Consider the following 13,367-nt stretch of genomic DNA (forward strand, 5'->3'; position numbering starts at 1 on the left):
GACTCCATGCCCGGTACGATGTAAAAATGGATAGACTTGGTCACTCCGATGGTCAAATCACCAAGAAGATCTATCTCCACGTTACAAATGAAATGAAAAAAGAAGCTTCCCAAAAGTTTGCACAACTAATGAGAAGCCCCGATTATAATCCACTATATTAGCAAATATGTTTGCATTTCACTTTACCTTACTTCAAAACCCTTATATTTCAAGGGATTGACGGGCAGATTACATCATGCCGCCCATTCCACCCATACCGCTCATGTCAGGCATTCCACCTTGACCAGCTGGTTCTGGCTTGTCAGCAACAACTGCTTCAGTTGTTAAGAACATAGCTGCTACAGATGCAGCGTTTTGAAGAGCTGAACGTGTTACCTTAGTTGGGTCAACGATACCAGCTTGAATCATGTTTACCCATTCGCCATTAGCAGCGTTGAAGCCAGTGCCAACTTCTTCGCGCTTTAAGCGGTCAACGATAACAGATCCTTCAAGACCAGCGTTGTGAGCGATTGTGCGTACAGGCTCTTCCATCGCACGTAATACGATGTTGATACCAGTTTGAATGTCGCCTTCAGCTTGAATTTCAGCTACTTTGCTGTATACGTTTAGAAGGGCTACACCACCACCGGATACGATACCTTCTTCAACTGCAGCACGAGTTGAGTTCAAAGCGTCTTCGATACGAAGCTTGCGCTCTTTTAATTCTGTTTCAGTTGCAGCACCAACTTTGATGACTGCTACACCGCCAGCTAACTTAGCTAAGCGCTCTTGTAATTTTTCACGATCAAATTCAGAAGTTGTTTCTTCTAATTGAACACGGATTTGGTTTACACGAGCTTCGATTGAAGCTGTTTCACCAGCACCTTCAACGATTGTAGTATTTTCTTTTGTTACAACCACTTTAGAAGCGCGTCCTAAAGATGCGATTGTAGCAGATTTAAGGTCACGGCCAAGCTCTTCAGTGATTACTTCACCGCCAGTTAATGCAGCGATATCTTCAAGCATAGCTTTACGACGGTCACCGAAGCCAGGAGCTTTAACAGCTACTGCATTGAACGTTCCGCGAAGCTTATTCACTACTAATGTAGATAATGCTTCACCTTCGATATCTTCAGCAACAAGTAATAATGGCTTACCTTGTTGTACTACTTGCTCTAGTACTGGAAGGATTTCTTGAATGCTAGAAATCTTCTTGTCAGTGATTAAGATATATGGATTTTCTAAAACAGCTTCCATTTTGTCCGTGTTTGTTACCATGTAAGCTGATACATATCCACGGTCAAATTGCATACCTTCAACAACGTCTAATTCAGTTGTGAAGCCTTTTGATTCTTCGATTGTGATTACGCCGTCGTTACCAACGCGCTCCATTGCTTCAGCAATCAATTGACCTACTTCTTCGTCAGCAGCAGAAATTGCAGCAACTTGTGCGATAGAAGCTTTGTTTTCGATTGGTTTAGAAATCGCTTTTAATTCTTCTACAGCAGTTACAACCGCTTTTTCGATCCCTTTACGGATACCCATTGGGTTTGCACCTGCAGTCACGTTCTTTAAGCCTTCGCGAATCATCGCTTGTGCAAGAACAGTTGCAGTTGTTGTACCGTCACCAGCAACATCGTTAGTTTTGCTAGCTACTTCAGCAACAAGCTTTGCACCCATGTTTTCGAATGCATCTTCTAATTCGATTTCTTTTGCAATCGTTACACCATCATTTGTGATAAGTGGTGAACCGAATTTTTTCTCAAGAACCACGTTGCGTCCTTTAGGTCCAAGAGTAACTTTAACAGCGTTTGCTAGGGCATCAACACCACGTAACATTGCGCGGCGTGCTTCTTCACTAAACATAATCTCTTTAGCCATTTTTCAAAAAACCTCCTCATAAGTTTTCAATTTTATATTTTTGTAAACCTTACTCAACAATAGCAAGGATATCGCTTTCACGTAAAATTAAGTATTCAACACCCTGGTATTTAACTTCTGTACCAGCGTATTTTGAGAAGATAATGCGATTGCCTTCAGTAACATCAAGTGCTACACGCTCTCCGCTTTCAAGTACACGGCCAGTACCAACGGCAACAACTTTTCCTTCCTGAGGCTTTTCTTTCGCTGAATCTGGTAATACGATACCGCTTGCAGTTTTTTCTTCTGATTCAACAAGCTCAATGATAATGCGATCACCTAATGGTCTTAACAAATCAAACAACCTCCTCAAATATATATGTAATTCTGCCATTATTAGCACTCTCGATTAATGAGTGCTAACACAATTATTATAATAATGAATCTGATAATCTTTTGCAAGTATGAAGCACAAAAATTTTTGGTAAAAAAATCATTTTTTACAACCTTATAAAGTATGCGAATAAGAGGACATTCTATACCTGACTTATTAAAATAGTTCAACTAAATTGAAACAAGGCTCATTTTAAGAGTAAAATAGAAAATAGCGTAATAAAGATAAGCATACAGTTTAATTAATTTATATAGATGTGCGAAAAGGAGATTAGCATTTGAAAAAAGAATATTGGTGGATCATCATTGTATATATTGCTATGCAGCTTTCCAGTCTAGTTGGACTGCCATTATTACTATTCGGTTTTAAATATGCAGGAATTAATCAAAGGCTCGCTGTACCTATTTGGCTGATTGCAAGCTTTTCAATAGCCCTCATCATCATTCTTTTCCTCTTACGGAAAGAATTCAACGCAAAAAGATTAGAGGAAAGAAACAGTTCTTTCGGCTCGTCCATCGCCTGGGCGATCTTTGGTGTCTTTTTAGCGTTATTTTCTCAATATGTTGCGGCCATCATCGAAAGTCTTTTAGGAATTAAAATGGGCTCGGAGAACACAAAGGATATACTAACCATCATCGACACGTTACCGCTCGCCATCCTTGTGACAAGTATTTTCGGTCCTATCTTAGAAGAAATCGTGTTTCGAAAAATTATTTTCGGTGCTCTTTATAAGCGATTTAATTTCTTCATCTCGGCTTTGATTAGCTCGGTGGTTTTTGCTTTAGCACATATGGAGCCTGTTCACATTTTGCTTTATTCGGCTATGGGCTTAACATTTGCGTTTTTATATGTAAAGACCAAGCGCATTTGGGTGCCGATTTTTGCCCATGTGACCATGAATACCATGGTTGTCTTAGTCCAATCAGTCTATAAAGACGATATTGAAAGACTGCAGCGTGAGGCTGAGGCGGTTCAAAACTTTATCGGAGGATTCTTATGAGACGTTCACCTTTGTTATCCGGTTTGATTTATTTCTTTCTTGGAGGGTTGTTTACTTATTTCGCTATTGACGATGTTCAAAAAAACAGCTGGGGCTTCTTTAGCTATTTATTAGTCGTTCTCGCCACCTTCGACTTCGGATCTGGCCTAAAAATGATCACCTTTCATTTTAAATATAAAGATAAACTGAAAAAATAAGGCTTATAGTAGCTATAATTAAACTTTTTAGCTACTATAAGCTCTTTTTTTTTGTGTAAAATTACATTCAATCTGAAGAAATTGTATTTTATCAGCGAATTTTTAACCTTTATCGGCGGATTTACGCATTTTATCAGCGAATCTAGAATTTTATCAGCGAATTCATACGATTTATCGGCGAATCACAAAAAAGGGTGTCAGGCACCATGTAAAATTTTCACAATGGTGCCTGACACCTTTTATTTTGAAGCTTCTCCCCGGTGAATGACCATTCGTTCTTTGCCTAAGATAAAGATAAACAAGAACGCCAGACCTGCTGGTACCAATGCCCATGTAAAGGTATGGACAATCGAGCTGGAAAGAGCATCTGTAATTTTATCAAGAATCTGTTGAGGGATCATCTTTCGCCCTTCTTCTGATAATAACGCCCGTGAATCCCCGAACGCTCCACCCTTCGGCATCGGTCCCATCCCTGCAAAGGCTTTTTCGAGAGCGTCTGTAAAATCATTTCGTTGAATCGTGCCAAAAATGGTAATCCCAATCGTCATGCCTAGGGAACGAATAAAGTTACTTGTTGAAGTCGCTGAGCCCCTTTGCTCCATGCCAAATGGATGAATCGCCGCCATACTCAACACCGAAAACGAGAAGCCCACTCCCAGTCCGATGACAATCATGTACACCGTTAATATCGCCCGGCTGGTTTCTGGAGTAATCGTACTTAACAGCAAAAATCCACCTATCAGAATAGCCGCCGACAAAAACATGATATTTCGGTAGCTCATTTTCGTCGTCAAAAACCCTCCTACTTGCGCGGTCACCACCGACCCAAGCATCATCGGTAATAAAATCAACCCCGAATTCGTTGCACTGCCTCCATACACTCCTTGGACAAAAATCGGTATGTATACCGTTCCGGCCATAAAAGCTGCCCCATAAAACAGACCGACAATCGTACTTCCAGCAAACAACCGGTTTTTAAACATCGAAAATGAAATGATTGGATCCTTTGCCTTTGTCTCAGCAAATAAAAAGACGACAAACAAAATTGCAAATCCTGCAAATAAGCTTAAAATAATCACTGAATCCCAGTCATATTTCTGTCCACCTAGCTCTAGAGCGAACATTAAGCAGACGACTCCGCTGACCAATGTCACCGCTCCCCACCAGTCAATCGTTTGCTTTTGATGAATCGGTGACTCTTTGTAAGCCATCACGATAAAAATCAAGGATAAAATTCCAAGCGGCATGTTAATATAGAAAATCCAATGCCAGCTGATATGATCCGTAATATACGCCCCTAGCAACGGTCCAAAAATGCTCGATAGACCAAAGACCGCTCCAAATAATCCGCCCATCTTCCCGCGTTTTTCAGGTGGAAAGAGATCAAACATAATCGTAAAGGCAATAGGCACAAGTGCGCCGCCGCCAATTCCTTGGATCGCCCGGTAAATACTTAATTGTGTAATCGTTTCGGCTGTACCACATAAAGCGGATCCTGCCATAAACAAAATAAGCCCAAAAATAAAGAACCGCTTCCGTCCGTACATGTCAGACAATTTCCCGAAGATCGGCATCCCCGCCATCTCTGCTACCATATAGGCAGAAACAACCCAAACGAAGCTTTCCAGTCCACCGAGGTCACCAACAATTGTCCCCATCGCGGTCACAACAATGGTATTATCCATTGACGCCATTAAAATACCTAATAATAATCCTGCGACTACTAAACCTAATTTACTATCTTTTGCTGTCATCCCCTATCCCCCTCTAAACCTTCGTTTTTGTTTTTATAGTGGCGCTAGGGTCATGTACCAAATCGTCTCTATACTCCACCAAACCGATGTCACATCCAGGACCGATTTTCACAATATTTCCCCGAACGATTGCTGCTTTTGTGTTTTCTAAGTACACCTCATCGCCTTCGATGACTTTTGCATCGAGAAAACCCGCTCTCTTTGAGAGTGGAATATTGGTGAATGGTATAAACCAGGATCCTCTTTTTACCGAAATCTTCCCGCCGCCAATTTCCTCCGCTGTGCTCTCACCAAAGCTCAGTAGAATTTTAACGGTGTCGGCAGAGAGCAACCCCTTAATCTCAAAGCCGCCGCTCGAGTCAAATTTCTCATACGCGACATCACCTTTTACAGAGATACTTCCTTTAATAACGGCTGACTCGCCAATTAATCGGTCATCCGTCTCTAACAAGCCAAAAATCTTCATTTTTTTCAAATGTGCCTTCCCGCCCACGGTCATTGTGCCCATAACGAGTGCTTCCTCTGCCTCCATCGATCCTTTGACCTCTGCTTCACCCAAGATTTTAGCAGAGCGTGTTTTCACATTTTCGCACGCCTCACTTGTTCCATATACATGAAAGCTGGAGCAGTCGACGTTATTGACGATGGTTCCTTCTCCTCTTATGCTGATTTTTCTATATTGGCCGCCAGGATAACTCCCCGAACCATTTATGATCAGGTTACTGGTTTTCTCCATTTTCCTACCCCCCTATTACACTTTGATACTTTCTTTGACGACAGCATTTTTATGTTGTGAAAAATCTTCCCGGTACTCTACGACACCAATTTGGCAATTCCGGCCAATCTTTACCTGATTCCCCCGTACCACCTTGGCAATGGTATTCTCTAGTTCAATTTTGTCTCCTTCAATGAATTCCACTTCGAGCTGAGTGGAAAACAACGGTTTAATGAGACTTTCGAAAAAGGAACCTCTATGTTTCACCAAAATGGTTTCACCGCCGATTTCTTTTGCCTTACATGGGCCATGAAGTTGAATCGTAATTTGTTCGGCATTTAATAACCCGCCTATAGCAAATTGAGAATCTGCTTTAAAAATCTCTGCCTCACAATCTCCTTCTACCCTTAACACCCCATTAATTTTGATTTCCTCACTTTTGACTTTTCCACCAACAGACGCCTTGCCGGAAACCTTTAATTTTTTCACATATAGATTTTCGCCAATCTTTGCCGTTCCATCTATCGATAGTTGCTGGGATTCAATCGTTCCCTTGACCTTTGCTTTACCGTTTATTTTCGTCTGTTCACTTGTCACATTCCCATCCACGGTCCCGAAGCCATTACTTTCAAACTCCACGCAATCAACATCACTGTTAACCGTTCCGAATCCATTCAATATGACCTGGCGGAACGCCCCACCATTTGAAGCACCGAAACCATTGATGACTAAGTCTCCTCTTTCCTTCATATCCATGTATATTCTCCTTTATAATAATTTTGCTTTGATCTCTTCCATACACGACATCAGTGAGAGCTGCACAACCATTTTCGTCCCCAAATCCATATGCATCGCTTCTGCGTTAATGAGCAAGAGACACGATGACACCCCAAGTTTCCTTGTTATGACTAATTCACAGCTTTTTTGTTTGATTAAAGCAGCATGCTCCTTTAACACCTGAAGCAGCATCTTTCCTTCATCTTGATTAATCTCACCAGATTGCAGAAGCTTCTCAAGCACATATACTTCAAGCATCCTAGTAATCGTAAACGTAGGGCTTCCTTTTTCATTCTCAAGGTAAAAATTCATAACAGCAGATGAAACAATGTTACGTTTTACTAGCTCGTCTTTTCCTAGCTGCAAGTCAGAAATATTTGGTGAAAACATGTCTGCCAGTTCATCTAGTGATAAATTTTCTTTCATTGTTTGGATTTTATTGATTCTTTCTAGGATCTTCTCTTTTGGAAAAAAGGTCTCCTGCCCAGTAAAGGTTGATTTACGTATGAACCATTCTTCTGGAATAAGGTCCTTTCGCTTCCATCTATATAACTGTCCATAGGAAATTCTCGCAAATTCTAATAGGTCTTTTTTTGAGATTAACTCCTCACTCATGATAAAAACCCCTTTCTATTTATCAATGTAACATAACACTGTTACGCGTGTAAAGTTATAACTTACAAATTTTTGCAATAAAAACACCTCCTACGATTGAATCATCGTAAGAGGCCTTATTATCATGTTCTATTCCTCTACATCCACTGTTGGATAGTGCTTTAAAAAGTAAACCAATGATTGCAGTTCCACTGCCAGGTCAATATGGTGAACCCGAATCGACCCTGGTACATTTAACCGAGCAGGCGTAAAGTTTAGAATCCCTTTAACTTCCGCTTTTACCAGTCGGTCCGTTATCATTTGCGCAACAGGAGCTGGCACCGTTAAAATAGCCACCTGAATATCACTATTTTCTAATACCTTCTCCAAATCATCCATATGATGAACTGGAACTTCGCGAATCGTTGTACCCATTTTTTCCGGATCGACATCAAACGCGACCTCGATCTTCGTGTTGTTATTTTTTAAAAAGTTATAATTTAAAAAGGCAGTCCCCAAATTACCGACCCCAATTAACGCAACCTTTGTTAATTCATCCTGATCCAGCGTTTTCCGGAAAAAGGTTAACAAATAATTAACATTATAGCCATACCCCTTCTTACCTAATGCCCCAAAATAGGAAAAGTCACGGCGAATCGTTGCCGAGTCTACCTTTACCGCTTCACTTAACTCTGCAGATGAAACTCTTTGTTTGCCGGAAGTATGCAGGTTCTTTAAAAATCGATAATAGAGGGGCAGCCGTTTCGCTGTCGCCTGTGGTATTTTCATCGTTTCGTTACTCATATTCTCCCACACCCCATGAATGGTTTTTTAACTCTTATTTAACCTGTTCATTTCTTCTAAAATCACCGTTTTTACCGCCTGTTTTTTCCACTAAATAGGTTGGCCCAATAACCATCCCTTTATCGACTGCCTTGCACATATCATAAACGGTTAAAGCACAAGTAGATGCAGCTGTGAGCGCTTCCATTTCCACACCTGTATTCCCCTTTGTTTTCACCGCTGCCTCAATATGTAATTGAAAGTTCCCTGTTTGCTCCTCTTCCCATGCAAAAGAAATATTCACACCTGTCAGTGGGATGGGATGACACATAGGAATAATATCCCATGTTTTTTTTGCCGCCATCACGGCTGCAACTTGGGCAACAGCTAGTACATCGCCCTTCTTCATCTCATGATGGGTTATTTTGTAAAAAATCTCTTTACTTACAGTTATGCTAGAATGAGCAAGAGCAGTACGTGCTGTCTCAGGCTTATCGCTGACATCTACCATCTTTGCTCTGCCTTCTTCATTAAAATGCGTAAATTCGGCCATATAAAAAATCCTCCTACCAAAAAATAATACACTATTTTTCCTTTTATGTGTGTGAAACTTTGAACGAATCACTAGATTTTTTAAAAGAACAGCACCTAGAAGAGTCCGAGTTATTGCTGTCATTCCGCTTATACGGTACACTAGTCCTAAGTAATAGAGGTGAATAAAATGATTTTATTGCAAGTAAATCAATTACAAAAATATTATGGTGCTGACCTTATTTTATCGAATATAAAGCTAGAATTACAAACGAGAGACCGTGTGGCCCTAGTTGGCCGTAATGGTGCCGGAAAATCGACCTTATTAAAGATTATTGCCGGACATTTGTCTCATGATGGCGGCGAAATCATCAAACCAAAAGAAGTAACCATTGGGTACTTAGCTCAAAACACAGGATTAGAATCCAAATTGACCATTTGGGACGAAATGTTAACCGTATTTGAACCCCTTCAAATCATGGAAAAATCGCTCCGCAAACTGGAAGAGCAAATGGCCGAGCCTTCTGTGTTTGAAGACCCAAGCAAGTACGAACGGGTGCTGAAAGAATATGATACCCTCCAGGTACAATTCAAGGAACAGGGCGGATACCAGTTTGAAGCTGACATTCGCTCGGTTCTACACGGTTTAAATTTCCAGGATCATTCTCTCATGATTGCTAGTTTAAGCGGTGGTCAAAAAACCCGCCTTGCTTTGGGGAAATTACTGCTAACAAAACCTGATATTTTAATATTGGACGAGCCTACCAACCATCTGGATATTGATACCCTTTCATGGCTGGAGCAATATTTGCAGGGGTATGATGGCGCGATCTTAATCGTCTCTCATGACCGCTACTTCTTAGATAAAGTCGTGAATCAGGTCTATGAAGTATCCCGCAAGCAAATCCAACGTTTTCCGGGTAACTATAGTTCTTACCTTGAACAAAAAGCGGCCAATTATGAGCGCAATTTGAAGGTTTATGAAAAACAACAGCAAGAGGTCGCTAATTTACAGGATTTTATCCAACGGAATCTAGCGAGAGCGTCCACCACCAAACAAGCGCAAAGCCGCCGGAAAAAGCTTGAGAAAATGGACATAATGGACCGACCTCTTGGTGATGAAAAGTCTGCCACTTTCGCTTTTGAAATTGAAAGACAAACCGGGAATGATGTATTAACTGTCGATTCTCTTGCTGTGGGCTACAGTGGTGAGAAGGTATCTGAGGCGATCTCGTTCCGGGCCTTTAAGGGAGAAAGCATTGCTCTTGTGGGTCCAAATGGAATTGGTAAGTCTACGCTTTTAAAAACGATTATTAAGAAGCTCCCTGCCCTTGCCGGAACTATCCATTATGGAACAAACCTTTCCATTGGCTATTACGATCAGGAACAGGCGGAATTAACCTCTAATAAGCGTGTATTAAATGAGCTTTGGGATGATTATCCACTGAAAAATGAAAAAGAAATCCGAACCGTTCTTGGAAACTTCTTATTCTCTGGTGATGATGTGTTAAAAATAGTCTCCACTCTTAGCGGCGGGGAGAAAGCTCGATTAGCACTTGCGAAGCTGATGCTAGAAAAGGCCAATGTTCTCATTCTTGACGAGCCTACGAACCACCTGGACCTTGATAGTAAGGAAGTCCTTGAGAATGCACTAATTGATTATCCCGGAACCATTTTGTTTGTGTCCCATGACCGGTATTTTATAAACCGGATTGCCACTAAGGTATTGGAATTAAGCAGACATGGCAGCATGGAGTACCTTGGGGATTATGATTATTATCTTGAAAAGAAGCTCGAGCAGGAAGAATTGGCTGCATTAGCACTAGCTGAATCGTCTAAAAAGGCTGCTCAGCAAGAAGCTTTCGAGAAGAACTCTTATCAACAGGATAAAGAAAGCAAAAAGCTGGAGCGCCAGCGCAAAAGGAAATTAGAAGAAATCGAGTTACGGATTGAAGAGCTTGAGGAACAGATTCAGGAGTGCGAACAGCAGTTATGTAACCCAGAGGTTTTTCAAAATCACGAAAAAGTGTTAGAAATTAACATAAAAAGCGAAAAAGCGAAGGCAGAGCTTGAGCACTTGATGGAAGAGTGGGCTGAGCTGGCAGATTAATAGGAAAAACCGGGCGGATGCGCCCGGTTTTTTTGCTATAGTTATGTCTGTCTATGTACTGGGGGAGTTTTTTCTACACACTTTTGTTGTTTTTCTACACAAATCAGCGATATTTCTACACACTTTCCGATTATTTCTACACATTTTTCAATTTTTTCTACACACTTTCATCATTTATCTACAAATTTTAATAAAACCGCCCTTTTTCCACAGCCTTATCTACATTTCAAAGCTTACTATTTCAGTTACTCCACACACTTTTCCACATTATCCACAGTAAATACTGTTTTTATCCACATTATCCACATTATCACATGCACTTATCCACATTTTTTCATGATGAGACTTTTTTAGAAAATAATTATCCACAAAAACACTCGTTTTTAAATGCAAAGTAATTACACTGCAAAAAAAAGATTTCTTATCTGGGAAGTCTTTTTATCCACAACTAATTGCAAATTGGCTCTTTTGTTTACATTCTATTTCAATAAACCCATTAAAAAGTTTTATGCCCACCACATATCGACGTTCTTCTCTTTAAAAAGGGAACCTTTTAGCAGAGTGATGGCTTTACCTAAACCTTCATCAATGGATGCTAACATGTCTTCGTGTTCAATCGATAGGACATAATCATATCCAACCGCACGAAGTATACTGACAATGTCTTTCCAAACCTTTTCTTCCTGACCATAACCAACCGAACGAAACGACCAGGAGCGATTGACGATTTCACTATAGTGCTTTGTATCTAAAACACCATTTTTTCGGATATTGGAATCGTCTAAATAGGTGTCCTTTGCATGGAAGTGGAAAATCGCTTTCTCTCGACCTAAAGTTTTAATAGCTTCAACAGGATCAATTCCTTGCCAGATTATGTGGCTCGGATCAAAGTTTGCTCCAATATTATTACCTGCATGCTCTCTAATCTTCAAAAGAGTTTCCGGGTTGTATACGACAAATCCTGGATGCATTTCAAAAGCTACCTTTATTCCATGCTCTTTCGCAAATTGCGCTTCTTCCTTCCAATAAGGAATAACTTGTTCATTCCATTGCCAGTTCAAAATTTCCAAAAAATCCGGCGGCCAAGCGCAGGTCACCCAATTTGGGTATTTCGCACCAGGATGATCACCTGGACACCCCGAAAACGTATTGACAACCGGTACTTCTAATTGTTCAGCAAGCAACACCGTTTTACGCCATACATCATGTGCTTTTTGAGCAATGGTTTGATCGGGATGGAGTGGATTCCCATGACAGCTTAGAGCACTAACCATCAACCCTCTGCTTTCCACTGCCTTTTTAAACGCCTTTATTTTTTCCTGTTCATCTAGTAATACATCTGGATTACAATGATGATTCCCAGGATAATTTCCCGTACCTAATTCAATCGCTTCAATCCCTAGCTCACACATCTTATCCAACATCGCATCAAAAGACAAGCCCTGATAAGGAACAGTAAAGAGACCTAATTTCACTGTTGCACCCCCTGTTCCACTTGCACCATTGTCCATTTTTGATGCTCATGACTTTCTAAGATTGCATCCGTAATAAGCATTGATAGATGACCATCTTCAAAGGTTGCAAATGTAGGTCGATCGGTCGATAAATTTTTTCCATCACGAATAAAAGAATAGAAATGTAACATCATATTTTTCAATGCATCTGGCCAGCCTTCGTTATGCCCTCCAGGATGGTGAATAGCTGAATTCACGTCTGGATTGAACAATCCAGGATCTGCAAGTAACACTCCATTCGGACTATTTCGATTACCAATCCAAATTTTTTCAGGTTCTTCTTGGTTCCAAAATGCAGAACCAAGGCTACCATTAATTTCAAAACTTAACCGATTTTTCCGTCCAGCGCTTACCTGTGAAACAGTAAATACACCACGTGTTCCATCATCAAATCGAACGAGAACAGATGCAAGATCTTCTGTATTTACGGGAACATCTTCAAATTGCTGTTCCTGAGCTTCCCTAGTTCCAGCGTTCACTCCAAACGTAGCAGCATTCTGTTTTGGCCTTTTTCGGGTCGGATGGACCGTGCCCAAATCTGCAAATACCTCAGCAATCTTCTTTCCTGTTACATATTGAACCGTATCACACCAGTGGGAACCAATATCTGCCACTGCACGTGATTTTCCGCCAACTTCAGGTGCTAAACGCCAATTGTAATCTGTTTCATATAAAAGCCAATCTTGAAGATAACTGCCATGAACAAGGTTTATTTTTCCTAACTCCTCATTTCGAACCATGGATTCTAGTTGGCGGACTGATGGGAATTGTCTATAGTTAAAATTAACACCATGAACCACTTGATGTTCTCGTGCCAATGCTAACAATTCAGCCGATTGTTGGCTAGAAACGGCAAGCGGTTTTTCCGAAAGCACATGCTTACCCGCTAAAATGATCTCTTTATTAATTTGAAAATGAAGGTGATTCGGTGTACAATTGTGTACCACCTGAATTTCTTCATCCTGCAGCATGTCCTTGTAATCACCATATGCCTTAGGAATACCAAGCTCAGCTGCTTTTTTTTCAGCAGCCTCCTGATTTGACTCTGCTAGACCAATCACTTCTACAAACCCTAGTCGTCTCACTGCCTCTATATGTGTTGGTCCAATAAAACCTGTCCCGATTATTCCCACCTTTATTTTTTCCATTTTGATATTCT

The 13,367-nt window shown here is 40.7% G+C and carries 13 protein-coding genes; 3 read left to right on the forward strand and 10 right to left on the reverse strand.

Translation table 11 applies throughout. From position 1 onward, the window contains the following. Positions 1-228: 228 nt before the first annotated feature. A complete protein-coding gene (gene groL, locus RCG25_RS24695; RefSeq protein WP_308081448.1) occupies positions 229-1,860 on the reverse strand; it encodes a chaperonin GroEL in 1,632 nt (543 codons plus the stop codon). 49 nt (positions 1,861-1,909) lie between these two features. Beyond that, positions 1,910-2,194 carry a co-chaperone GroES gene (gene groES / locus RCG25_RS24700; protein ID WP_308084271.1) on the reverse strand — a complete coding sequence of 95 codons (285 nt, stop codon included), beginning with the start codon at positions 2,192-2,194 and terminating at the stop codon, positions 1,910-1,912. 316 nt (positions 2,195-2,510) lie between these two features. On the opposite strand from groES, the gene RCG25_RS24705 reads away from it, so the two are divergent. Both RCG25_RS24705 and RCG25_RS24710 read left to right on the forward strand, forming a co-directional pair. After that, complete coding sequence (locus RCG25_RS24705) at positions 2,511-3,233, forward strand: CPBP family intramembrane glutamic endopeptidase (RefSeq protein WP_308081449.1); 723 nt, start codon at positions 2,511-2,513, stop codon at positions 3,231-3,233. After that, a complete protein-coding gene (locus RCG25_RS24710) occupies positions 3,230-3,430 on the forward strand; it encodes a YdiK family protein (protein WP_308081450.1) in 201 nt (66 codons plus the stop codon). Before RCG25_RS24705 ends, RCG25_RS24710 begins: the two co-directional genes overlap by 4 nt. 239 nt (positions 3,431-3,669) lie before the next feature. Here RCG25_RS24710 and RCG25_RS24715 read toward each other — a convergent pair whose 3' ends face one another. From RCG25_RS24715 to moaC, 6 genes are all read right to left on the reverse strand, one after another. Further along, complete coding sequence (locus RCG25_RS24715) at positions 3,670-5,184, reverse strand: MDR family MFS transporter (protein WP_308081451.1); 1,515 nt, start codon at positions 5,182-5,184, stop codon at positions 3,670-3,672. A 13-nt stretch (positions 5,185-5,197) separates the two neighbouring features. Continuing rightward, positions 5,198-5,920, reverse strand: a complete 723-nt coding sequence (locus RCG25_RS24720; RefSeq protein ID WP_308081452.1) for a cytoplasmic protein — start codon at positions 5,918-5,920, stop codon at positions 5,198-5,200. A 15-nt stretch (positions 5,921-5,935) separates the two neighbouring features. Further along, positions 5,936-6,655, reverse strand: coding sequence for a polymer-forming cytoskeletal protein (locus tag RCG25_RS24725; protein ID WP_308081453.1), 720 nt, complete (start codon positions 6,653-6,655; stop codon positions 5,936-5,938). A gap of 12 nt (positions 6,656-6,667) precedes the next feature. Then, a complete protein-coding gene (locus tag RCG25_RS24730; protein WP_308081454.1) occupies positions 6,668-7,291 on the reverse strand; it encodes a YhbD family protein in 624 nt (207 codons plus the stop codon). Between the two features lie 129 nt (positions 7,292-7,420). Further along, positions 7,421-8,074, reverse strand: a complete 654-nt coding sequence (locus RCG25_RS24735) for a redox-sensing transcriptional repressor Rex (RefSeq protein ID WP_308081455.1) — start codon at positions 8,072-8,074, stop codon at positions 7,421-7,423. A gap of 34 nt (positions 8,075-8,108) precedes the next feature. Further along, positions 8,109-8,606 (reverse strand): cyclic pyranopterin monophosphate synthase MoaC, encoded by a 498-nt coding sequence (gene moaC, locus RCG25_RS24740; RefSeq protein ID WP_308081456.1) that lies wholly within the window; start codon positions 8,604-8,606, stop codon positions 8,109-8,111. Between the two features lie 168 nt (positions 8,607-8,774). Between moaC and RCG25_RS24745 the strand changes: the two genes are divergently transcribed. Beyond that, complete coding sequence (locus tag RCG25_RS24745) at positions 8,775-10,694, forward strand: ABC-F family ATP-binding cassette domain-containing protein (protein ID WP_308081457.1); 1,920 nt, start codon at positions 8,775-8,777, stop codon at positions 10,692-10,694. A gap of 506 nt (positions 10,695-11,200) precedes the next feature. Here the strand turns inward: RCG25_RS24745 and RCG25_RS24750 are convergent. Together RCG25_RS24750 and RCG25_RS24755 are read right to left on the reverse strand one after the other, a co-directional pair. Then, positions 11,201-12,169 (reverse strand): sugar phosphate isomerase/epimerase family protein, encoded by a 969-nt coding sequence (locus tag RCG25_RS24750; RefSeq protein ID WP_308081458.1) that lies wholly within the window; start codon positions 12,167-12,169, stop codon positions 11,201-11,203. Further along, positions 12,166-13,356 (reverse strand): Gfo/Idh/MocA family protein, encoded by a 1,191-nt coding sequence (locus RCG25_RS24755; RefSeq protein WP_308081459.1) that lies wholly within the window; start codon positions 13,354-13,356, stop codon positions 12,166-12,168. The genes RCG25_RS24750 and RCG25_RS24755 overlap by 4 nt, the downstream gene beginning before the upstream one ends. Between the last annotated feature and the right edge of the window lie 11 nt (positions 13,357-13,367).

Source organism: Neobacillus sp. PS2-9 (assembly GCF_030915525.1).
GTDB lineage: Bacteria > Bacillota > Bacilli > Bacillales > Cytobacillaceae > Neobacillus.